The organism is Pseudescherichia sp. (genome assembly GCF_031987975.1).
GTDB lineage: Bacteria > Pseudomonadota > Gammaproteobacteria > Enterobacterales > Enterobacteriaceae > Pseudescherichia.
Genome location: NZ_DALZYX010000018.1, coordinates 1 through 22,156 on the forward strand (window position 1 = coordinate 1; position 22,156 = coordinate 22,156).

A 22,156-nucleotide genomic window follows, 5' to 3' on the forward strand; every position below is an offset into this window, starting at 1 on the left:
GAATAGTGGTGCCCGGAGGCGGAATCGAACCACCGACACGGGGATTTTCAATCCCCTGCTCTACCGACTGAGCTATCCGGGCAACGGGGCGTATTAAACCTTGATTGCCCAGCATCGTCAACCTAATTTCCGTTTACCGCGTTCGGTTGCTTAACTTTGCGGCAGTTTGCCGCAATCTCAGCCGTTTTTTACATCAGGCTGCACAAATCTTCCAGACCTTTCATGCTGAATGATTGATGCTACACTCGGGAATCATTCAGGAGGTTGATATGGCAGACTGGCTGGAGCTGCGGCAGCATGCTGATACCGGCATCGAAACCATCCGCGCGCATTTTGAGGGCCACGCCTTCGATCCGCACTGGCACGATAGCTACCTGGTGGGCATCACTCTGACCGGCACTCAGCAGTTTCACTGCCGCCGCGAGCGCCATCGCAGCACGCCGGGGGACGCCTTTTTGCTTGAGCCAGGGGAGATCCACGACGGCGACGCGCCGGTAGAAGGCGGCTTTACCTACCTGACGTTTTATCTCGATGAACGCTGGCTGAGCGACACCCTGCGTGGACTGTACGACGCCACGCCCTCAAGCTACTCGCTGCACTTTGACCAAACCATCGCCCGCGCGCCGCAGCTGGTGAATACCATCGCTCAGACCTTCTTTACGCTGCACAATGACGAGATGCGTATCGTGCAGCAGGGCATGATGGATGGCCTGCTTAGCCAGCTGACGCACCACTGCCAATGGCGCAAGCGGCTCTCGGCGCAGCGCCAAAGTGCGGCCATCGCCCACCGGGCGCGGGATTATCTCTACGCTCATCGGGGCGATAATATCGGCCTGGACGATGTGGCGCGGGAGACCGGCACGGATCGCTTCACCCTCACGCGCTGCTTCAAGCGCGAGTTCCATCTTTCGCCCCACGCCTGGCTAATCCAGCTCCGGCTGGCAAGCGCCCGCGCTATGCTGGCGAAAGGAGAGCCGCCTGCCAGCGTTGCAGCGGCGCTGGGCTTTGCCGACCAGAGCCACCTCGGACGCTGGTTCCAACGGGCGTATCGCCTCTCTCCGGCGCGCTACCGTAGCTTGTGCACAAATCTTCCAGACGTGATGATGAAATAACGCGACAGTCAGGACAACGATAATAAGGAGTCCTGCCTGTGAATATGTTCTATGTCTATCTGCCGTTTATGCTGTTTGCCTTCGTAGCGTCAATAACCCCCGGCCCCACCAATATCCTGGTGCTGTCCAGCAGCCAGCGCTTTGGCGTAAAGGCGACGCTGCCTGCGGTGGTGAGCGGCTGTGCGGCTGCCAGCCTGATTGTACTGGTCTCCGGGGCGGGCGCGGGAGAGATACTGCGCCAGTATCCTCTGGTGCGTACGGGAATGAGCTGGGCGGGGGTGCTGTGGCTCAGCTGGATGAGCTGGCAGCTGCTTCGTGCTCCGGCTACTGAGCTGGGCGGAGAGGCGCTGCGCCCTTTTAGCGTCCGGGCGGCGGCAATGTTACAGTTGATTAACCCAAAAACCTGGATGATGGCGCTGGCGGTGGTGAGCCTGTTTGCGCCCAATGGGGCGCATCCACTGCGGGAGATCGCCGTGATGGCGCTTCTGTTCCTGATCATCTCCCAGCTCTGCCTGGTCGTCTGGGCGTTCTGCGGCAGAGCGGTAAACCGTATTTTTCGCACCCCCGCCTCGCTAATCTGGTTTCAACGGGCAATGGCGCTGTGCCTGTTGATCTCCGCGTGGGCAGGACTGCTGCTCTGATATCAGGTCAGCGCGCCACCCTGGCGGCACTGGGCAAAGCGCAGAATATCCTCTGCCAGCCGGTAGGCGGTATCAACGTCTGCCTGGCTGCGGTTGACCAGCATCCGGCTGAGGCAGCCCTCCAGCACCAGCTCCATCTGCCTGGCAACCATAGCCGGATCGTCGACTTCCAGCGACGTCAGCAGCTCGTGGGTGTAGGCGTACGCTGCGCGCTTTTGTTGATCCGCCAGCTGATGAATAGGGTGAGCCGGGTCCGGATAGATGGTGCAGGCAGCAATGAACAGGCAGCCGGGATAGCGGTTGTTGGCGACGCACTCGGTTAGCGCCCCATAGCGAGCCAGCAGCTTCTGCTCTTTACTGAGTTTGTCCTCTAGCAGCATCTTTCTGCGCCAGACATCAACCTGCTGGCTCAGGTGGCGCAATGCATCGTAATGCAGCGCCTCTTTATCGGGCCAAAAGCGCAAAAACTCGTCCAATGGATAATTAAGACGTTCGGCGATAATTTCGGGCGTCGTGGCAGCAAGGCCTTCGATCTCAAGCCACTGCAATGTTTTCCCTAAGACGTCTTCACGTTGCACGGTGTTCTCCTGCGTTTTTAGAACCATTTTTCCACTCCTGGTGTAGTTTATGGCTGGCGATTGCGCAAATGTCTACTAAAGGCTTCCGCGTCCATAAATCCTGCCACCCGTTGCGCTGGCTGCGCATTGCCGTGGGCATCAAAGAACAGAATTGTCGGCAGGCCCGGCACGCCAAGGTGGCGAAGCAGGGCGGCATCCTCGGCGCTGTTAGCGGTGACATCCGCCTGAAGCAGCACCGTCTCCTTCAGCGCCGCCTGTACCTGCGGATCGCTGAAGGTGTACTTCTCAAACTCTTTACAGGCTACGCACCAGTCGGCGTAGAGATCAAGCATCACCGGTTTACCCCTGGCCTGCGCCAGGGCCTGGTTTAGCTCATCCACGCTGGCGATACGAGTAAAGTTAAGGTGCGCCTGCGGGGCGGAGGCGCTGACGCCAAACGCCCAGTCCTGCAGCGGCTTCGCGCTGACCAGCGCCGCACCAAGCAGGACGATCTGTAGCACACGCATCCCGCGCCGGGTACCGCCCAAACAGGTGATAAAGGCCCAGCTGAAAAACGCCACGCCGAGCAGCGACCAGAGGCGCAGGCCCCACGTCTCACCTAATATACGCTCCAACAAAAACACCGGCAGGGCGAGGATCGCAAAGCCAAAGGCGATTTTGACCTGCTCCATCCATGGGCCGCTTTTCGGCAATAGACGGTTGCCGAACAGGGTCACCAGCATCAGTGGAATGCCCATGCCGAGCGCATAGAGGTAGAGCGTGCCGCCGCCGAGCCACAGATTACCGCTCTGGGCGATATAGAGCAGAATGGCGCTGAGCGGCGCGGTGGTGCAGGGGGAGCATATCAGCCCGGCAATCGCCCCCATCGCAAAGACGCCGCCCGGTGAGCCACCCTGCTGGCGGTTGCTCATCAGGCTCAGGCGCGTCTGAATAGACGACGGCAGCTGGAGCGTAAACAGACCAAACATCGACAGCGCCAGCAGGGTGAAAATCACCGACAGCCCGATCAAGACATACGGATGCTGGAGCGCCGCCTGAAACTGTAGCCCGGCGGCGGCCACAACGAGGCCCAGCGCGGTGTAGGTAAGAGCCATGCCCTGCACGTAGAGCACAGTTAGCATTAATGCCCGCCCGGTGGAGAGACGCGTTTTGCTCCCCAGCACGATGCCGGAGATCAGCGGGTACATCGGCAGCACGCAGGGGGTAAAGGCGATGCCGATGCCGATCAGCAGCGCCCACAGCGCCGAGAAGGGCAGCGTAGGAGCAGCTGGAGCAGGGGGTTCCGGCACGCTTTCCATCAGCGGCTGCACCTCACTAACCGGTATCACTTTGGTCTCAGGCGGATAGCAGAAGCCTGCCGCCGCGCAGCCCTGGTAGGTCACGGTCAGCGTCGCTGCTTTGTTGGCCGAGCGCACCGTCACCGGCAGGCTGAGCCGCTGGCGGTAGATTTCGCTGGTACCAAAGAACTCATCTTTATGGCTCTCTCCTTTCGGGAGCTGGAGCGGGGCGATATCTGCCTGTGCAGGCGTCACGTTGATCTGCTGGCGATAAAGGTAATAGCCCTCTTTGATCTGCCAGTTGAGCATCAGGTCGTGCTGGTTCTGCTGAAAGTCAAAGGTAAACGCGCTGTCAGCGGGAACGAATTTCGCGGAGCCGGGTGCGTCAAACAGCCCGGCAAAGGCGGACGTACTGCATAACAGCAGGATTAGCGTAAGGATGCGTTGAGCCATGAGAGGTAGTCGTTGTCTCCATGTGCGACGGGAAGCACTAATAATTCGGGGGTCTGATACGGATGGTGCGATTTCAGGCAGGCCAGCAGTGCCTCCTGATGTGCGGGTGTGCTTTTCAGCAGCATCTGAACTTCATACTCCTGCTCCAGCTTGCCTTCCCAGTAGTAGAGCGAGGTGGCACCGGGCAGGATCGTGACGCAGGCAGCGAGTTTATCTGCCAGCACTTTCGCCGCCAGGTCCTGGGCGGTGGCTTCATCCGGGGCGGTACAGAGCACAACGACGGCATCAGACGTATTCATTGGCAATCTCGTATCAGACGAAAAAAGGCACTATAGCACGACGCTGGCGGGGGATTAATCAACCGGGCCGCCAGGCAGCCCGATTTTAACGACATTTACAGCAGGATGCCGCCAACTACGAAGCCCAAAATTACACAAAGGGCAATGGCGATCACGCCGGGGATCAGGAAGGCGTGGTTAAAAACGTACTTGCCGATGCGTGTCGAGCCGGTGTCATCCATCTCTACCGCCGCCAGCAGCGTCGGATAGGTGGGTAACACAAACAGCGCCGACACGGCGGCGAATGAGGCGATGGCAGTCAGAGGGCTGACGCCGAGCAGCAGCGCGGCGGGCATCAGTGCTTTGGTGGTCGCCGCCTGGGAGTAGAGCAGGGTGGCGGCAAAAAAGAGCACCACCGCCAGCAGCCACGGATAGCTGTGCAGCAGGTCGCCCGCTACGCTCTGAATATCCTCAATATGGCTCTTGACGAAGGTGTCCCCGAGCCATGCCACGCCCAGCACGCAGATACAGGCGCTCATTCCCGACTTAAAGGTTCCGGCATTGAGGATCTCGCCGGTATCTACCTTGCAGCTCAGGCAGATCAGCGTGGCAATGGTGAGCATAAAGACGACTATCGCCTCGTTGCGCGGCAGTACCGGGTTGGCGATCAGGCCCACCGTCGGGCTGATGATGGTGGCATAGACCATCACTGCCACAATGCCGACCAGGAACAGCAACACCGAACGTTTGGCGTGCGGCTTAAGCTGGAAAACCTGATTACCACGCAGCTTCACTTCGCCCTTGGCCAGCCGCTCCTGATAGACCGGATCGTCTTTCAATTCAGCGCCAAGGAAGTTACACACCACGGCGGTGAGCATGATGGCGATCAGGGTCACCGGAATACAGATCGCCAGCAGCGTCAGGTAGCTGACGCCTAACGGCTCAAGGATCCCGGCGAAAAAGACCACTGCCGCCGAAATGGGCGAGGCGGTAATGGCAATCTGTGAAGCCACCACGGCGATAGAGAGGGGGCGGGAGGGGCGGATCCCCTGCTCTTTTGCCACCTCGGTGATCACGGGCAGCGTAGAGAACGCGGTGTGGCCGGTACCGGCGAGAATGGTCATAAACCAGGTCACCAGCGGCGCGAGAAAGGTAATGTGTTTAGGGTGGCGTCGTAGCAGCCGTTCCGCAAGGCTGACGAGGTAGTCCATCCCCCCGGCCACCTGCATCGCAGCAATGGCGGCGATGACCGCCATAATGATCTCAATAACGTCAAAGGGGATCGCGCCGGGTTTGATCTGGAAGAAGAGCGTCAGGACGAGTACGCCAAGCCCACCGGCAAAGCCGATACCGATCCCGCCGAGTCTGGCACCTAAGTAAATCGCCAGCAGGACAATCACGAGTTCCGCAGCAAACATAATTGGCTTCCTTGATGTGTTTACAAGTTGATATTGATTTGTTGAATTTTAGTAGCGCCCACAAACAAAAAGGCACGTCATCGCTGACGTGCCTTTGAGGTCTTACCCGGTTGAACGGTTACTGTTCGTTCTCATCCGTATACCGTTTTGCTTTATAAGCCGGATGCATCAGGTTTTGTGCTGAGAAGATATCATCCAGCTCAGCCTCGGTTAGCAGGCCGCGCTCAAGCACGACCTCACGCACGCTCTTGCCCGTTTCGGCACAGATTTTACCAACAATATCGCCGTTGTGGTGGCCAATAAACGGGTTGAGGTAGGTGACGATGCCGATTGAGTTATAGACATAGCTCTCGCACACCGCTTTGTTGGCGGTGATGCCGTTGATGCACTTCTCCAGCAGGTTGTAGCAGGCATTGGTCAGGATGTGGATCGACTCAAACATTGCCTGGCCGATGACCGGCTCCATCACGTTAAGCTGCAGCTGACCGGCTTCGGACGCCATAGTTACCGTAATGTCGTTGCCGATAACCTTGAAGCAGACCTGGTTAACCACCTCCGGCACTACCGGGTTCACTTTGGCAGGCATGATAGAGGAGCCAGCCTGCAGCTCCGGCAGGTTAATCTCATTCAGGCCAGCACGCGGGCCGGAAGAGAGCAGGCGCAGGTCGTTACAAATTTTGGAGAGCTTAACCGCCAGACGCTTCAGCGAGCTGTGAACCATGACGTACGCCCCGCAGTCGGAGGTCGCTTCGATCAGGTCTTCCGCTGGCACCACCGGCAGGTTGCTCACTTCCGCCAGCTTCTGCACCGCCAACTGCTGATAGCCGTCCGGGGTGTTCAGACGCGTGCCGATCGCCGTCGCGCCAAGGTTCACCTCCAGCAGCAGCTCTGCGGTGCGCAACAGGTTGCGTGTCTCTTCGTTGAGCAAGACGTTAAAGGCATGGAACTCCTGGCCCAGCGTCATCGGCACCGCATCCTGCAGCTGGGTGCGGCCCATTTTCAGGATGTCTTTAAACTCAACGGCTTTATTCTGGAAGCCTTCTCCGAGCTGGTTAATGGCGTCTACCAGCTTAACGATAGAGGCGTAAACCGCGATGCGGAAACCGGTCGGGTAGGCGTCGTTGGTGGACTGGCACTTGTTAACGTGATCGTTCGGGTTGAGGTACTGGTAGTCACCTTTCTGGTGGCCCATCAACTCAAGGCCGATGTTCGCCAGCACCTCATTGGTGTTCATGTTCACGGAGGTGCCCGCGCCGCCCTGATAGACGTCAACCGGGAACTGATCCATACATTTACCGTTATTCAGGACTTCATCGCAGGCGGCAACGATGGCATTCGCCACGCTTTTAGGAATGGTGTGCAGCTCTTTATTCGCTAGCGCTGCAGCTTTTTTTACCATCACCATGCCACGCACAAACTCAGGGATATCACTGATTTTGCTGTTGCTAATGTAGAAATTCTCAATCGCTCTCAGAGTGTGGATGCCGTAGTAAGCGTCCGCTGGTACTTCCCTTGTGCCCAACAAATCTTCTTCGATACGAATGCTGTTTAACATGTGAACCTTCTTTTTCAAGCTGCGAATGAATGTACTAAACACACAGTACGTTTGGGGTTTTGTGTGTTTGCTGACCGACGATTATTTCCTTAATCGGCCACGTACCCGGGATCATATGCTGATGATAGCGAAATGCCGTAATCTGGATCACTTATTATCTTAGTCGTTGCATTAGTTTTAATGATTTGTGAAATGCATCACCGGCCAGAGATTTTCTGGAAACCTGGCGTGCAATCCTATTGAATTATTACTATTAAGCACCATCTCAACAGGATGCACGCCGCAAACCTACAGGAGACGCCAGTGCGCTGGATACCGCTAATTGCAATCTTTTTATACGTTTACATCGAAATTTCGATTTTTATTCAGGTCGCCCACGTTTTTGGCGTCCTGCTCACGCTGGTGCTGGTGATCTTTACCTCGGTCATCGGCATGTCGCTGGTGCGTAACCAGGGCTTTAAAAACATTTTGCTGATGCAGCAGAAGATGGCCGCCGGAGAGAGTCCCGCGGCGGAGATGATTAAGAGCGTGTCGCTGATGATTGCTGGACTGCTGCTCCTGCTGCCGGGCTTCTTTACCGATCTGCTCGGCCTGCTGCTGCTCCTGCCGCCGATACAGAAGCTGCTGACTTTGCGCCTGCTCCCGCATCTGCGCTTTTCCCGGATGCCGGGCGGCGGATTTAGCGCCGGGAGCCAGGGCGGCCAAACCTTTGACGGTGAGTACCAGCGCAAGGATGACCAGCGCGACCGTATCGATCATAAAGACGATAAATAACCGTAAGCCGGGTAAGCGCCACGCTACCCGGCCTTTTTTAATGCACGATGGCGCGCCTGGGTAAAAACCACCACAGCGCCGCCAGCATAATAATGGCGTAGAGGCTCTTCCAGCCCACCATCGCCAGCAGCAGCAAGCAAAGCAGGCCGCCGACCGCTGCCAGTGCACGATAACGCCCCTTCAGCAAACGACATCCCGCCAGCATACACAGCAGATAGATCATAATGAAAATGCCGTTGGCGTAGATAATTAGCGCGTCGAGATTAATCTCCAGGACGTAGATAATTAGCGTACTGATAACGCAGCAGATCAGCACCGCATTCAGCGCGTTAAAGGGGATCTGACGTTTCGAGAGCTGTGCCAGGCGGCCCTGGGGATTGTACATCGCCTGGGACCAGACCAGGCGGGCAAAGCTCTGAATATAGATGTTGAGGCTGGCGAAGCAGGCCAGATAGCCAATCACGCAGGCGACCCACAGCGCCTTCTCACCAAACAGCTGCACCACAATGCCCGGCAGCGAGGCAGCCGCAGCACGATCGGCGCCGTAAGCGTCAAAGCGCAGCACAATCACCGTGCAGGCCCAGTAGACAAAGCCAGCCAGCAGCAGGCCGATCATCAGCGCGCGAGGGAAATCACGCTCCGGACGCTTAAACTCCGACGCTAAGTGGGCAAAGGCTTCAAGGCCGACGAAGCACCAGAACATCACCGACAGGGCGGCAAACAGCCCGGAGGCGTCAACGTCCAGCGGAGCAGGGAAGGGGATCTCATTTACGGTGAGATCGCCATACCACCAGACGGCGGCAATCAGCGCCACGATCAGGCCGGCGACCAGGGTTTGCAGGTTGGCGCTGGAGCTGGCCCCCCGCGTTCCCACCGCCCACACCAGCAGCAGCGTGCCCAGTTCCGCCATCAGCAGCAGCGGACCGTGCCAGCCAAACAGCGCCTGCCAGAAGCCCGCCGCGATGTGCAGCGCGGCAGGTAATCCCACCGGGATCACCGACAGAAAGAGCCAGCCGGTGACGCGCTCAAGGCGTGGGCCAAAGGCCATGCCGACAAAGTGGGCGACGCCGCCCGCGCTGGGAAAGTGCCGTCCAAGCAGGGCGAACACAATGGCAATAGGGAAAACCAGTACAATGAGTACTGGCCACGCCCACAGGCTATTATTGCCTGCTACCAGCGCCGCCAGCGCAGGCACGGCAAACACGCCGGTGCCTAACAGTGAGGTCGATAACAGCCCCACACCCTGAGCCAATCCAAGCTCCTGTTTTAAGCCACTCATCTATTATTATCCTGCCCCTGTCCAAAGAGCGATGATGGTAACACTTTCACAAATTTTTTTTCGTTGGCCCCTTGAAGGGGTAAAAACCCATCCCCATCTCTCTCGTCACCAGCCGGGAAGAGAAAAGGAACCGGCGTCATCCATAACCGATACTGACTTTCTCAAAGGAGAGCTATCAAAATGAGTATTCGTCCATTGCATGACCGTGTCATCGTCAAGCGTAAAGAAGTCGAGTCTAAATCAGCTGGCGGCATCGTACTGACCGGTAGTGCTGCTGGTAAATCTACTCGTGGCGAAATCATCGCTGTCGGTAAAGGCCGTATTCTCGAAAACGGATCTGTGCAGCCGCTGGACGTGAAAGTCGGCGATATCGTTATTTTCAACGATGGCTACGGCGTGAAAGCAGAAAAAATCGACGATCAGGAAGTGCTGATCATGTCCGAATCCGACATTCTGGCAATTGTTGAAGCGTAATCCACGCGCGAACTGAACCATACGAATTTAAGGGAAAAAGAAAATGGCAGCTAAAGACGTAAAATTCGGTAACGACGCCCGTGTGAAAATGCTGCGTGGCGTGAACGTGCTGGCAGATGCAGTGAAAGTGACCCTGGGCCCGAAAGGCCGCAACGTCGTTCTGGATAAATCTTTCGGTGCACCGACCATTACTAAAGATGGTGTTTCCGTTGCGCGTGAAATCGAGCTGGAAGACAAGTTCGAGAACATGGGCGCGCAGATGGTGAAAGAAGTGGCTTCCAAAGCGAACGACGCTGCGGGCGACGGTACCACCACTGCAACCGTACTGGCTCAGTCCATCATCACCGAAGGCCTGAAAGCCGTTGCGGCGGGTATGAACCCGATGGATCTGAAACGCGGTATCGATAAGGCCGTTATCGCCGCCGTTGAAGAGCTGAAAACCCTCTCCGTACCGTGCTCTGACTCCCGTGCTATTGCTCAGGTAGGCACCATCTCTGCTAACTCCGACGAAACCGTGGGTACCCTGATCGCTCAGGCGATGGAAAAAGTGGGCAAAGAAGGCGTTATCACCGTTGAAGAAGGCACCGGCCTGCAGGACGAGCTGGACGTTGTAGAAGGTATGCAGTTTGACCGTGGCTACCTCTCCCCTTACTTCATCAACAAGCCGGAAACTGGCTCCATCGAACTGGAAAGCCCGTTCATCCTGCTGGCTGATAAAAAAATCTCCAACATCCGCGAAATGCTGCCGGTGCTGGAAGCCGTTGCCAAAGCTGGCAAGCCGCTGCTGATTATCGCTGAAGACGTTGAAGGCGAAGCGCTGGCGACCCTGGTGGTTAACACCATGCGCGGTATCGTGAAAGTGGCTGCGGTGAAAGCACCGGGCTTCGGCGATCGTCGTAAAGCCATGCTGCAGGATATCGCTATCCTGACCGGCGGTACCGTAATCTCTGAAGAGATCGGTATGGAGCTGGAAAAAGCAACCCTGGAAGACCTGGGTCAGGCGAAACGCGTTGTGATCAACAAAGACACCACCACCATCATCGATGGCGTGGGTGAAGAAGCGGCCATTCAGGGCCGTGTTTCTCAGATCCGTCAGCAGATCGAAGAAGTGACCTCCGATTATGACCGTGAAAAACTGCAGGAGCGCGTAGCGAAACTGGCAGGCGGCGTAGCGGTAATCAAAGTCGGTGCTGCTACCGAAGTTGAAATGAAAGAGAAGAAAGCCCGCGTTGAAGATGCCCTGCATGCTACCCGTGCTGCGGTTGAAGAGGGCGTGGTTGCCGGTGGTGGCGTAGCGCTGATCCGCGTTGCCAGCAAAATCGCCGATCTGAAAGGCCAGAACGAAGACCAGAACGTCGGTATCAAAGTTGCGCTGCGCGCAATGGAAGCCCCGCTGCGTCAGATCGTGCTGAACTGCGGTGAAGAGCCGTCTGTTGTTGCCAACACCGTGAAAGCGGGCGACGGTAACTACGGTTACAACGCTGCGACCGAAGAGTACGGCAACATGATCGACATGGGTATCCTGGATCCGACTAAAGTGACCCGTTCTGCTCTGCAGTACGCGGCCTCCGTTGCCGGTCTGATGATCACCACCGAGTGCATGGTGACCGACCTGCCGAAAGCTGACGCACCTGACTTAGGCGGCGCTGGCGGTATGGGCGGCATGGGTGGAATGGGCGGCATGATGTAATCATGTTGTTCTGCACCTCGCAGAAATAAAGAGAAACCCCCGGGCAGAAATGTCCGGGGGTTTTTCTTTTGGTCATCTTTTTAGTATAAGGTTTAGACACGGACAGGTTGTGTCCAGCTGATAAGAACGAGGAAGAAAATGCGCATAAAAGTTTCTGCAGGGATCGTAGGTGCAGCACTGCTGCTGGCAGGCTGTAGTTCCAGCAATACCTTAACCGCAGGCGGGCAGAGCGTTCGCTTTGTGGAAGATAAGCCGGGCGCGGAGTGCCACTATATTGGCACCGCCACGGGCAAGCAGAGCAACTGGCTCTCTGGCCAGCATGGTGAAGAGGGTGGCTCCATGCGCGGCGCGGCCATATCGCTGCGTAACCACGCCGCCGAGATGGGCGGCAACGTCCTTTACAGCGTTACCAGTCCTACCCAGGGCTTTATGTCGAGCTTTGTTCCGACCGCCAGCGAAATGAACGGCCAGGTCTATAAGTGCCCGAACTGATTAGGCGCGGTGCGTTTGGTTGGCCCGGTAAGCGTAGCGCCACCGGGCATGACTAACGAATTAACTCTGGCGCAGCTGCAGATCCAGCGGCGTCTTGCTTGGCTCGCCGCCGATCTCCCGCGCCAGTCGCGGTACCATATAGCCCGATACCAGCGTCAACAGCTCGCGCATAATCTGGCGGGCTTCATCATCCGTCACCATAAAGTGCGCAGCTCCCTGCACCTTATCCAGCACGTGCAGGTAGTAGGGCATGACACCCGCATCAAACAGCGCGTTGCTGAGATCCGCCAGCGTCTGGGCACTGTCGTTAACGCCGCGCAGCAGCACGCTCTGGTTAAGCAGCGTCACGCCCGTGGCGCGCAGCGTCGCCATGGCCTGACGAAACGAGGCATCAATCTCCTGAGCGTGATTGATGTGGTTAACCAGCAGGATCTGCAGTGACGAGCGGGCAAAGCGTGATGCCAGCGTATCGGTGATACGCGCCGGGATCACAATCGGCAGCCGACTGTGAATGCGTAGGCGCTTCACGTGCGGGATCGCTTCTAGCTGGGTCAGCAGCCACTCCAGCTCATGATCTTTTGCCATCAGCGGATCGCCACCGGAGAAGATGATCTCATCCAGCTCAGGATGCGCGGAGATATAATCTAACGCGGCCTGCCAGTTGCGCTTGTTGCCCTGATTATCGGCATAGGGGAAGTGGCGACGGAAGCAGTAGCGACAGTTTACCGCGCAGCCACCCTTCACCAACAGCAGGGCGCGGTTACGGTATTTATGCAGCAGTCCGGGGACAACGCTATGCTGCTCATCAAGCGGATCGGTGCTGAATCCGGGGGCGGCAACAAACTCCTCCTGCGAGGTAAGCACCTGTCTTAGCAGCGGATCGTTGGGATTTCCCCGCTCCATTCGCGCGACAAACGCCCGGGGAACGCGCAGGGCAAACAGGCGTTTCGCCGCCCTTCCTGCGAGCAGATTTTCATCGGCGTCTATATTTAACAGACGCAGTAGTTCATCCGGATCGGTAATTACATCGGCAAGTTGTACTAACCAATCTTCTCTGGATGGGGTATTTAGGGTTACAATATGCGCCATTTTGTGGCTTAGCTACCAGTTATCAATTTCAGAGGGCCTTATGGCGACTTACTATAGCAACGATTTTCGTGCTGGTCTTAAAATCATGATGGATGGCGAACCGTATGCGGTTGAAGCCAGTGAATTCGTTAAACCGGGTAAAGGCCAGGCTTTCGCCCGCGTTAAGCTGCGCCGTCTGCTGACCGGCACCCGCGTTGAGAAAACCTTCAAATCTACCGACTCCGCTGAAGGCGCAGACGTTGTAGATATGAACCTGACTTACCTCTACAACGACGGTGAGTTCTACCACTTCATGAATAACCAGACCTTCGAGCAGCTGGCTGCCGATGAGAAAGCGGTTGGCGAGAACGCTAAATGGCTGCTGGATCAGGCTGAGTGCATCGTGACCCTGTGGAACGGTCAGCCTATCGCTGTGACCCCGCCGAACTTTGTAGAGCTGGAAATCATTGAAACCGATCCAGGCCTGAAGGGTGACACCGCAGGTACCGGTGGCAAACCGGCTACCCTCTCTACCGGTGCGGTAGTTAAGGTTCCGCTGTTCGTGCAGATTGGCGAAGTGATCAAAGTTGACACCCGCTCTGGCGAATACGTTTCCCGCGTGAAGTAATTTATGCGTTAAGCCTGTCGGCGTGGCTCCTGCTGCGCCGATAGCTTTTCTACCGTCTCTGCAGCTGTTCCCCTCGCTCGAATTTTCTTAAAAAATCATCGTCTCCCATCATTTCCCGAGATTTTGTCTATGCTTAAGTGGCTATACACAAATAACTTTGGCTATAAAGGAAGATATTATGGTTAAGAAAACAATTGCAGCGATCTTTTCTGTACTGGTACTTTCTTCAGCACTGACCGCCTGTAACACGACCCGTGGCGTTGGTGAAGATATCTCTAGCGGCGGTAGCGCTATCTCTGGTGCAGCAACCAAAGCGCAGCAGTAATCAGCGACGGTACGGCCGCTCGCCGTACCGTTAACTTACCCCTTCCGGCAACGACAGGAATGGCGTAAAGCGATTACACATCCCCAGCTTCATGCGAATATTGCGCTTGTAGGTATACACTGTTTTACCGTTAATCCCGAGACGGTGAGCAATAGAGTGATTGTTCGTTCCCTCCATCCACAGCGATAGCACCTTCTCTTCCTGACGCGTTAGCAGCGGCGCAGCACTCTGCGGGCTGGCATAGACGGGGCGGGCAAGCAGTGCGGTATCAATCGTGCGTGCAAGCTCGTCTAACGAACTGGATTTTGCCAGCCGGGCAGCGACAGGAAACTGCTGACAGTAACTCTCCATCTCAGCATTATGGCCGGACTGTAATAAAATAAGTTTGCTATGCTCGCTGCAGGCAGTTAGCAATGATGAGAGCTGTTGAACATGGTGCAGATCGCCGGCAAAACCGTAGAGATCGGCAATAACCAGATCCGGCTGCCACTGCATGGCGTGCTCTTTGGCCAGCATCAGATTATTAAGCCCGGTAGTTACTGTCGGGGTGGAAAATAAACCAGCTTGATTGAGCCATATCTCCAGCCCAGAACGGGTGAAATAACAACGGTCAATCAAAAGAATTTTCAGCATGTCTTTATTCGCAGTCAGGATAGGGGTGACGGCTTGCTGCTAGCAGAAAGCACACTATCATAGGGGGGAGTGCTGCTGGGTAAATGCGGGAACTACGCTGCTAACTGCATCTATTTCTTGCTTTAAAGTAGCAAAACTGTCGTTTTATTTAATAGTTGAAAACCTGCGCACCCCAGGCGACAATTCTTCATTCACCTTCGCCTTGCGGGACGACCCACAAGCGCCATCTTTCACCGGGGACGGCCCCACAGTCGGGAGCCTGCTATGTCCTGGTTTATTCTGTTTATTGCTGGTCTGCTTGAAGTTGTCTGGGCTATTGGCCTGAAGTATACCCACGGTTTTACCCGTCTCATCCCAAGCCTGATCACCGTTAGCGCGATGATTGTCAGCATTGTCATGCTGTCATGGGCAATGAAAACCCTGCCGGTAGGTACGGCCTACGCTATCTGGACGGGCATTGGTGCGGTGGGAGCGGCTACGGCAGGTATTCTGTTATTGGGCGAGTCAGCCAGCCCGGCGCGGATCGTTAGTCTGGCACTGATCGTTGCCGGGATTATTGGTCTGAAGCTCAGCACCCACTAGCGGTTCTGCGGCACCCAAATCAGCTTCTCTACGGCAAATCCCTGGCGGGTAGCGGTATCCAGCAGCTGCTGTTTTACCTTGTCAGGGATAGTACGGGTGCGCGACAGGATCCACAGGTAGTCACGGTTCGGGCCGCAGACCAGCGCATGCTGATAGTCTTTATCCAACGCAATCACGTTATAGCCACCGTAGAAGGGACCAAAGAAAGAGACCTTCAGCGCGGCGCGATCCGGACTGCCGGTAAAGTAAGCTTTGCCGTCAGTGGACTGCCACATTCCGCGTGAAGGGTTGTAGCCTTTATTGATCACGTTCAGCCCACCATCGTCGCGCAGCGTATAGGTGGCGGTGACGTTAGTCAGCCCGCGCTCAAAACGATGATCCAGGCGGGCGATCTCATACCAGGTACCGATATAGCGTTTGGCATCGAAATGCTCGACAACCGTTACGCCAGAGGGAGGCGTTGGAGAGCTACAGGAGACCACCACAAACGCAGCGGCAACGGCGGCAACAATGGGTAGCAGACGCATAGTATTTTCCTTACAGGCTTTTTTGCTAAGTGTAGAACCTGGCTCAGAAAAATGTGTTTTTCGTCGGGAGATATTTCCGTAATGCGATGCCCGACAGCGTAGCGCCGGGCATCGGCGGCGTTAAAGCGTAATAACGCCAATCAGCGTGACGATGCTCAGAATGGCGGCCAGGCCATAGAACACCCATTTGCCATGGGAAACATGGATCTTAAGATCGTGCATACCGTGGTGGATACGGTGCAGGCCACACCACAGTGGCAAAACAATCATTAGAAAGATAAACGCTCGACCAATGAGGCTCTGAGCAAAGGCCAGCACACGTTCGTAGCCCAGCGCCTCCCCTGGATAAAGCCCGAGTGGCAGCAAAATGCCAACCAGCAGCACGATTACCGGGGCGACGATCGCCCCCCACATGCCGCCTGCGCCAAACAGCCCCCAGAATACCGGTTCGTCAGCGCGTTTAGGGTTTGGATTAATCATGTGGCCTCCTTACCAGAAGAGTGCAATAAATAGAATCACTACGCTGACCAGCACCGTGACGGCCCACAGCGCCCTGATAACCGGCTGCGACCCCAGCTTTTCACCCTTCACGATAATAGTGGCGGCTTTCGGGGCCAGCTCAAACCAGGTTTTGGTATGCAGCAGCGCGGCGGCTAATGTCAGCAAGTTCAGGATAATCACCACCGGGTTTTGTAGAAAGCCGACAAATCCCGCCCATGACTCCGGGCCATGCTTCAGCGCAAACAGACCGTAAAACAGCACAATGCTGAACCAGACCGTTGGCACGGAGGTGCCTTCACGCAGCATATAGAAGCGGTAAAAGGGCAGGTTTTTCCACCAGCCTGACGGCATCGGCTGCACCCAGGGTTTACGTTTCGTTGTCATCGTGCGCTCCTTAGCGTGGTTTCAGGGTGGCGATCAGAAAGTCTTTAGAACTCTCAACCTTGCCCTGCTGAATGGCCGCCGCCGGATCGACATGCTTTGGACAGACTTCAGAGCAGTAGCCGACAAAGGTACAGCTCCAGACGCCGTTTTCGCCATTCAGCTGTGCCATACGTTCCCGCTTGCCATGGTCGCGGCTGTCTTCGTTGTAGCGATGGGCCAGGGTAATGGCCGCCGGACCTATAAACTCTGGATTCAGGCCAAACTGCGGGCAGGCGGCATAGCACAGCCCACAGTTGATGCAGCCGGAGAACTGGTGATACTTCGCCATCTGCGCTGGCGTCTGGCGGTTAGGACCCTGCTCCGGCGTACGAGGATTGCCGATAATGTAGGGCTTGATGGCCTCGAGGCTCTCAATAAAGTGGGTCATATCCACAACCAGATCGCGCTCAATCGGGAAGTTCCCTAGCGCCGCCACTTTAATGCCCTTCACGTAGTCGCGAAGGAAGGTTTTACAGGCCAGCTTCGGCACGTTGTTAACCATCATGCCGCAGGATCCGCAGATAGCCATGCGGCAGGACCAGCGGTAGCTTAAGTCGGGGGCAAGGTTATCTTTGATGTAGCCCAGTGCGTCCAGCAGCGAGGTCTGCTCATCATAGGGAACCTCATAAAAAACGCTGTGCGGGGCGGGATCCACTTCCGGGTTATAGCGCACCACCTCAACGTTCAGGTTTTTCATCTCAGCCATTCGCCTTCTCCTTGTTCTCGGCGGCTTCCGCTTCCCCGCCGTAGACGCGTTTCGCTGGCGACAGCGTGGTGATTTTGACATCGCTGTAATCAAGGCGCGTCGTGCCGTCAGCATCGCGGAAGGCGAGGGTATGTTTAAGGAAGTTGACGTCGTCACGTTCGGTGCAGCCCTCGTCCAGACGCTGGTGCGCCCCGCGTGACTCTTTGCGGGCCAGCGCGGAGTGGGCCATACACTCGGCGACGTTCAGACCGTGCCCCAGCTCAATGGTATAGAGCAGGTCGGTATTAAAAACGCTGGAGGTATCGGTAACCCGCACACGCTTAAAGCGCTCCTGCAGCTCCGCCAGCTTATCGACGGTTTTCTGCATCAGCTCTGGAGTGCGATAGATGCCGCAACCCTCTTCCATCGACAGGCCCATCTCATCGCGGATTTTTGCCCAGCTCTCGTTGCCCTGCTGATTAACCAGCGCTTTCAGACGCTGCTCTACATCAACCGCCTGAGCGGTCAGGGCGCTATCGGCAGCCTTGCCCACGGCACGAGAATGCGCAATAGCGCGCTCGCCAGCCAGGCGGCCAAAGACTACCAGCTCCGCCAGCGAGTTTGAGCCGAGACGGTTAGCGCCGTGCAGGCCGACCGAGGAGCACTCGCCTACGGCGAATAATCCCTTAATGCGGGTCTCGCACTGGCTGTCGGTCTCAATGCCGCCCATGGTGTAGTGAGCAGTCGGACGGACCGGAATCGGCTCCTTGACCGGATCGACGCCAACGTAGGCCTTGGCCAGCTCGCAGATAAAGGGCAGACGCTCGAGAATTTTCTTTTCGCCAAGATGGCGCAGATCGAGATAGACCACGTCGCCGCGCGGTGTAGGGATGGTGTTGCCCTTACGCCACTCGTGCCAGAAAGCCTGAGAGACCCTGTCGCGCGGCCCCAGCTCCATATATTTGTTTTTCGGTTCGCCCAGCGGCGTCTCCGGCCCCATGCCGTAGTCCTGCAGATAGCGGTAGCCGTTTTTGTTGACCAGAATGCCACCTTCACCGCGACAGCCCTCTGTCATCAGAATGCCGGAGCCGGGCAGGCCAGTGGGGTGGTACTGCACGAACTCCATATCACGCAGCGGCACGCCGTGGGCGAGCGCCATCCCCATGCCGTCGCCGGTGACAATGCCGCCGTTAGTGTTATAGCGATAGACACGCCCCGCACCGCCGGTAGCCATCACCACCGCATTGGCGCGGATCTGCATCAGGGTGCCCTCCATCATATTCATGGCGACCAGGCCACGAACCTGGCCGTCGTCCACGAGGATGTCCAGCACAAAGTGCTCATCGAAGCGCTGGATCTGCGGGAACTGGAGAGAGGTCTGGAAGAGGGTATGGAGCATGTGGAAGCCGGTCTTATCAGCGGCGAACCAGGTACGTTCGATCTTCATCCCGCCGAAGCGGCGTACATTGACGCTGCCGTCCGAACGCCGGCTCCACGGGCAGCCCCACAGCTCAAGCTGGGTCATTTCCGTCGGGCACTGGCGGACAAAGTAGTCAACAACGTCCTGCTCACATAGCCAGTCTCCGCCGGCTACGGTGTCGTGAAAATGGTACTCAAAGCTGTCGTGATCCTGTGCGACGGCAGCGGAGCCGCCCTCGGCTGCCACGGTGTGGCTGCGCATGGGATAGACCTTTGAGACGAGGGCGATTTTTGCATTGGGATCCGCCTGGGCGGCCGCTATGGCAGCGCGTAAACCCGCGCCGCCAGCGCCTATGACGACGAGATCGGCTTGAAAAGTGTGCACGACATTCCTCCAGATTGGCTGTAAACAGTTCCACTGCTCCTTTATGGGTACGCCAGTATAACCTCAGGGATCGGAGGGAAATTTGACGTGTTCGATTTTTTAGCCGTTCTTTGCGGCCGTTTTTTGTTCTGGTCCGTCACGAAAAAGGGTTCTGATTGCGTAAATCTGCCGCACAGAATTTGTCTCAGGGTTCCCCGTCGAGTAGACTTCGTGCCCTTGTCTGACATCGGAGAACACACCATGAGTGAAACGGCAGCCTGGCGGCCGAGCGCATCTATTCCTAACCTGCTGAAACGCGCAGCAATAATGGCCGAGATACGCCGTTTCTTTACCGATCGCGGCGTGCTGGAGGTGGAGACGCCCTGCATGAGCCAGGCGACGGTAACGGACGTTCATCTGTTCCCGTTTAAAACCCGTTTTGTTGGCCCGGGCCACTCACAGGGGCTGGATCTCTATCTGATGACCAGCCCGGAGTACCATATGAAGCGCCTGCTGGCCGCTGGCTGTGGTCCCGTGTTCCAGCTGTGCCGCAGCTTTCGCAATGAAGAGATGGGACGTCATCATAACCCCGAGTTCACCATGCTGGAGTGGTACCGCCCGCACTATGACATGTACCGCCTGATGAATGAGGTCGATGATCTACTGCAACAGGTGCTGGACTGCCCGGCGGCGGATTCGCTCTCCTACCAGCAGGCGTTCCAGCGTCATCTGGATATCGACCCGCTCTCCGCCGATAAGCAGCAGCTGCGTGACGCTGCGGCAAAGCTGGATCTCAGCAATATCGCCGATCGGGAAGAGGATCGGGACACGCTGCTACAGCTGCTCTTTACCATGGGCGTGGAGCCGCACATTGGCAAAGATCGCCCGGCCTTTGTCTATCACTTTCCGGCAAGCCAGGCGGCGCTGGCGCAGATCAGCACTGAAGATCACCGCGTGGCAGAGCGCTTTGAGGTCTACTTCAAAGGTATGGAGCTGGCGAACGGTTTCCATGAGCTGACCGATGCACGTGAACAGCAGCAGCGTTTTGAGCAGGATAACCGCAAGCGCGCAGCCATGGGCCTGGAGCAGCAGCCCATCGACTACAACCTGCTGGGGGCGTTAGAGGCTGGCCTGCCGGACTGCTCTGGCGTGGCGCTGGGGATCGATCGCCTGGTGATGCTGGCTCTGGGTACCGAAACCCTGGCCGAGGTGCTGGCCTTTTCGGTCGATCGCGCCTGATTGTTATGGCCGGGCGGCGCTCTGCTTGCCCGGCCTACGGTATTGCAGCACTAGTGCAAAATAAAATATTACTTTTCGTGCTAATTGCCCACTTCATCTTTTGCTTTCTCTCCTGAAGTCACAATTTAAACCTACCGCTTTGTTACTATCCAGCCGTTCGTTTGGGTAACTCTTTTACCCTCTCTCTTTCACCAGACAACATGGATAGATCTATGAGCGACAATCTCAAAAAGATGAGCCTGATGGGGCTTGTTCTCATGATATTTACGTCGGTTTTTGGCTTCGCCAACAGCGCCAGCGCGTTTTACCTGATGGGACACAGCGCCACGCCCTGGTATATTTTTGCGGCTCTGTTCTTCTTCATTCCCTTTGCCTTAATGATGGCTGAGATGGGGGCTGCCTACCGTAAGGAGGAGGGCGGTATCTACTCGTGGATGGAGAACAGCGTGGGGCCACGCTATGCATTTATCGGCACCTTTATGTGGTTTTCATCATACGTCATCTGGATGGTGAGTACCGCAGCGAAGGTGTGGGTTCCCTTCTCCACCTTTATCGTTGGCGCGGATATGACGCAGCGCTGGCACGTCGCTGGCCTGCAACCCACGCAGGTGGTGGGTATTCTGGCCGTCGTCTGGATGGGGGGCGTGACCTTTGTCGCGGCAAAAGGCATTAACAAGATCGCCAAAGTCACCGCCGTCGGCGGGATTGCCGTAATGTGTCTTAACCTGGTGCTCCTTCTTGCCAGCATCGCTATCTTACTGCTCAACGGCGGGCACTTTGCCGAGGCGATCAACTTCACCGCCTCGCCGAATCCAGGCTATCACTCCGATCTCTCTATGCTGTCGTTTATGGTGTTTGCCCTGTTTGCCTATGGCGGCATTGAGGCGGTAGGCGGCCTGGTGGATAAGACCGAAAACTCGGAAAAAAACTTTGCCAAAGGGATCATCTTCGCTGCCGTTGTGATCTCTATCGGCTACTCCCTCGCCATTATTCTGTGGGGCGTTAGCACCAACTGGCAGCAGGTACTGAGCACCGATTCCACCAACCTGGGTAACATTACCTACGTGCTGATGCAGAGTCTGGGCACGACGTTGGGTAACGCGTTGCATCTGTCGCCTGAGGCGGCCAGCCTGACCGGCGTCTGGTTTGCCAGAATAACCGGGCTGTCGATGTTCCTCGCCTATACGGGGGCATTCTTTACGCTGATCTACTCTCCGCTGAAGGCGATTATCCAGGGTACGCCGAAAGAGATGTGGCCCGCGCCGATGACGCGTTTAAATAAGAGCGGGATGCCCGAAACATCGATGTGGCTACAGTGCCTGCTGGTGAGCCTGATTATCCTGCTGGTCTCGTTTGGCGGCGGCACGGCATCCGCGTTTTATAACAAAGTGACCCTGATGGCGAACGTCTCCATGACGCTGCCTTACCTTTTCCTGGCCCTGGCGTTTCCCTTCTTTAAGGCTAAAACGGATCTGCATCGACCGTTTGTAATCTTTAAATCTCGCAGTACGACGCTGGGGATGACTGCCGTAGTTGTACTGCTGGTGGCCTTCGCCAATATCTTTACGGTCATTGAGCCGGTGATTGAAAAAGGGGATTTGAGTAGCGCCCTGTGGATGGCGGGCGGGCCGATCTTCTTCTCGCTGCTGGCACTGGGGCTTTATGAGCGCTACCAGCGGCGTATTAGCCGCGTGGGTGGGTTGTCACCTCGCTAAAAAAAACGCCGCAGCGATTAAGCTGC

At 56.6% G+C, this 22,156-nt stretch carries 24 protein-coding genes and 1 tRNA gene; 11 read left to right on the forward strand and 14 right to left on the reverse strand.

All coding sequences use genetic code 11. From position 1 onward, the window contains the following. Nucleotides 1–6 precede the first annotated feature (6 nt). Nucleotides 7–82: transfer RNA gene (locus RTN40_RS20195), tRNA-Phe, on the reverse strand. 187 nt (nucleotides 83–269) lie between these two features. Here RTN40_RS20195 and RTN40_RS20200 point away from each other — a divergent pair. Both RTN40_RS20200 and RTN40_RS20205 read left to right on the forward strand, forming a co-directional pair. Continuing rightward, nucleotides 270–1,112: an AraC family transcriptional regulator gene (locus tag RTN40_RS20200; RefSeq protein ID WP_312229930.1), complete on the forward strand. Its 843-nt coding sequence runs from the start codon at nucleotides 270–272 to the stop codon at nucleotides 1,110–1,112. A 44-nt stretch (nucleotides 1,113–1,156) separates the two neighbouring features. Then, entirely contained in the window at nucleotides 1,157–1,753 is a 597-nt protein-coding gene (locus RTN40_RS20205) for a LysE family translocator (RefSeq protein WP_312229950.1), read from the forward strand. A gap of 2 nt (nucleotides 1,754–1,755) precedes the next feature. On the opposite strand, the gene RTN40_RS20210 is transcribed toward RTN40_RS20205, so the two are convergent. The 5 genes from RTN40_RS20210 to aspA form a co-directional block, all read right to left on the reverse strand. Then, a complete protein-coding gene (locus RTN40_RS20210) occupies nucleotides 1,756–2,331 on the reverse strand; it encodes a transcriptional regulator (RefSeq protein WP_312214503.1) in 576 nt (191 codons plus the stop codon). A gap of 47 nt (nucleotides 2,332–2,378) precedes the next feature. Further along, nucleotides 2,379–4,061 (reverse strand): protein-disulfide reductase DsbD, encoded by a 1,683-nt coding sequence (locus RTN40_RS20215; RefSeq protein WP_312229931.1) that lies wholly within the window; start codon nucleotides 4,059–4,061, stop codon nucleotides 2,379–2,381. Beyond that, on the reverse strand, nucleotides 4,037–4,360 hold the full coding sequence (cutA, locus tag RTN40_RS20220) for a divalent cation tolerance protein CutA (protein WP_312229932.1): 324 nt from the start codon (nucleotides 4,358–4,360) through the stop codon (nucleotides 4,037–4,039). The genes RTN40_RS20215 and cutA overlap by 25 nt, the downstream gene beginning before the upstream one ends. A 95-nt stretch (nucleotides 4,361–4,455) precedes the next feature. Then, nucleotides 4,456–5,757 carry an anaerobic C4-dicarboxylate transporter gene (locus RTN40_RS20225; protein WP_312229933.1) on the reverse strand — a complete coding sequence of 434 codons (1,302 nt, stop codon included), beginning with the start codon at nucleotides 5,755–5,757 and terminating at the stop codon, nucleotides 4,456–4,458. Nucleotides 5,758–5,875: 118 nt separating this feature from the next. Beyond that, nucleotides 5,876–7,312, reverse strand: coding sequence for an aspartate ammonia-lyase (gene aspA, locus RTN40_RS20230; RefSeq protein WP_312229934.1), 1,437 nt, complete (start codon nucleotides 7,310–7,312; stop codon nucleotides 5,876–5,878). A gap of 303 nt (nucleotides 7,313–7,615) precedes the next feature. Here aspA and RTN40_RS20235 point away from each other — a divergent pair, with 303 nt between their 5' ends. Beyond that, entirely contained in the window at nucleotides 7,616–8,086 is a 471-nt protein-coding gene (locus RTN40_RS20235; protein ID WP_312229935.1) for an FxsA family protein, read from the forward strand. A gap of 37 nt (nucleotides 8,087–8,123) precedes the next feature. Here the strand turns inward: RTN40_RS20235 and yjeH are convergent, their stop codons facing one another. Further along, entirely contained in the window at nucleotides 8,124–9,365 is a 1,242-nt protein-coding gene (gene yjeH, locus RTN40_RS20240) for an L-methionine/branched-chain amino acid transporter (RefSeq protein WP_312229936.1), read from the reverse strand. Between the two features lie 180 nt (nucleotides 9,366–9,545). Between yjeH and RTN40_RS20245 the strand changes: the two genes are divergently transcribed. The 3 genes from RTN40_RS20245 to RTN40_RS20255 all read left to right on the forward strand — a co-directional run bounded on the left by RTN40_RS20245 (nucleotide 9,546) and on the right by RTN40_RS20255 (nucleotide 12,021). Further along, the gene (locus RTN40_RS20245; RefSeq protein ID WP_042388708.1) at nucleotides 9,546–9,839 is read left to right on the forward strand and encodes a co-chaperone GroES; all 294 of its coding nucleotides are present in this window, start codon (nucleotides 9,546–9,548) and stop codon (nucleotides 9,837–9,839) included. Nucleotides 9,840–9,882: 43 nt separating this feature from the next. After that, nucleotides 9,883–11,529 (forward strand): chaperonin GroEL, encoded by a 1,647-nt coding sequence (gene groL, locus RTN40_RS20250; protein ID WP_312214494.1) that lies wholly within the window; start codon nucleotides 9,883–9,885, stop codon nucleotides 11,527–11,529. 138 nt (nucleotides 11,530–11,667) lie between these two features. Further along, nucleotides 11,668–12,021 carry a DUF4156 domain-containing protein gene (locus RTN40_RS20255; RefSeq protein ID WP_312214495.1) on the forward strand — a complete coding sequence of 118 codons (354 nt, stop codon included), beginning with the start codon at nucleotides 11,668–11,670 and terminating at the stop codon, nucleotides 12,019–12,021. A gap of 60 nt (nucleotides 12,022–12,081) precedes the next feature. On the opposite strand, the gene epmB is transcribed toward RTN40_RS20255, so the two are convergent. Then, a complete protein-coding gene (gene epmB, locus RTN40_RS20260) occupies nucleotides 12,082–13,110 on the reverse strand; it encodes an EF-P beta-lysylation protein EpmB (RefSeq protein WP_312229937.1) in 1,029 nt (342 codons plus the stop codon). Between the two features lie 40 nt (nucleotides 13,111–13,150). Here epmB and efp point away from each other — a divergent pair, with 40 nt between their 5' ends. Together efp and ecnB are read left to right on the forward strand one after the other, a co-directional pair. Continuing rightward, a complete protein-coding gene (gene efp / locus RTN40_RS20265) occupies nucleotides 13,151–13,717 on the forward strand; it encodes an elongation factor P (RefSeq protein ID WP_042388697.1) in 567 nt (188 codons plus the stop codon). Nucleotides 13,718–13,895: 178 nt separating this feature from the next. After that, entirely contained in the window at nucleotides 13,896–14,042 is a 147-nt protein-coding gene (gene ecnB / locus RTN40_RS20270; RefSeq protein WP_103818662.1) for a lipoprotein toxin entericidin B, read from the forward strand. A gap of 30 nt (nucleotides 14,043–14,072) precedes the next feature. On the opposite strand, the gene RTN40_RS20275 is transcribed toward ecnB, so the two are convergent. Beyond that, nucleotides 14,073–14,675, reverse strand: coding sequence for a LuxR C-terminal-related transcriptional regulator (locus RTN40_RS20275; protein ID WP_312229938.1), 603 nt, complete (start codon nucleotides 14,673–14,675; stop codon nucleotides 14,073–14,075). A 264-nt stretch (nucleotides 14,676–14,939) separates the two neighbouring features. Here RTN40_RS20275 and sugE point away from each other — a divergent pair, with 264 nt between their 5' ends. Beyond that, nucleotides 14,940–15,257, forward strand: a complete 318-nt coding sequence (gene sugE / locus RTN40_RS20280) for a quaternary ammonium compound efflux SMR transporter SugE (protein ID WP_312229939.1) — start codon at nucleotides 14,940–14,942, stop codon at nucleotides 15,255–15,257. On the opposite strand, the gene blc is transcribed toward sugE, so the two are convergent. From blc to frdA, 5 genes are all read right to left on the reverse strand, one after another. Next, nucleotides 15,254–15,784: an outer membrane lipoprotein Blc gene (blc, locus tag RTN40_RS20285; protein WP_312229940.1), complete on the reverse strand. Its 531-nt coding sequence runs from the start codon at nucleotides 15,782–15,784 to the stop codon at nucleotides 15,254–15,256. The two genes, sugE and blc, sit on opposite strands and share 4 nt — an antisense overlap. A 120-nt stretch (nucleotides 15,785–15,904) precedes the next feature. Then, a complete protein-coding gene (gene frdD / locus RTN40_RS20290; protein WP_312229941.1) occupies nucleotides 15,905–16,264 on the reverse strand; it encodes a fumarate reductase subunit FrdD in 360 nt (119 codons plus the stop codon). 9 nt (nucleotides 16,265–16,273) lie between these two features. Continuing rightward, a complete protein-coding gene (gene frdC, locus RTN40_RS20295) occupies nucleotides 16,274–16,669 on the reverse strand; it encodes a fumarate reductase subunit FrdC (RefSeq protein WP_312229942.1) in 396 nt (131 codons plus the stop codon). 10 nt (nucleotides 16,670–16,679) lie between these two features. Beyond that, the gene (locus RTN40_RS20300; RefSeq protein WP_312229943.1) at nucleotides 16,680–17,414 is read right to left on the reverse strand and encodes a succinate dehydrogenase/fumarate reductase iron-sulfur subunit; all 735 of its coding nucleotides are present in this window, start codon (nucleotides 17,412–17,414) and stop codon (nucleotides 16,680–16,682) included. Then, entirely contained in the window at nucleotides 17,407–19,197 is a 1,791-nt protein-coding gene (gene frdA, locus RTN40_RS20305; RefSeq protein WP_312229944.1) for a fumarate reductase (quinol) flavoprotein subunit, read from the reverse strand. The genes RTN40_RS20300 and frdA overlap by 8 nt, the downstream gene beginning before the upstream one ends. A gap of 240 nt (nucleotides 19,198–19,437) precedes the next feature. On the opposite strand from frdA, the gene epmA reads away from it, so the two are divergent. Together epmA and yjeM are read left to right on the forward strand one after the other, a co-directional pair. Beyond that, nucleotides 19,438–20,415, forward strand: a complete 978-nt coding sequence (epmA, locus tag RTN40_RS20310) for an elongation factor P--(R)-beta-lysine ligase (protein WP_312229945.1) — start codon at nucleotides 19,438–19,440, stop codon at nucleotides 20,413–20,415. A 212-nt stretch (nucleotides 20,416–20,627) separates the two neighbouring features. Next, complete coding sequence (yjeM, locus tag RTN40_RS20315) at nucleotides 20,628–22,130, forward strand: glutamate/gamma-aminobutyrate family transporter YjeM (protein WP_312229946.1); 1,503 nt, start codon at nucleotides 20,628–20,630, stop codon at nucleotides 22,128–22,130. The last annotated feature ends 26 nt before the right edge of the window (nucleotides 22,131–22,156 follow it).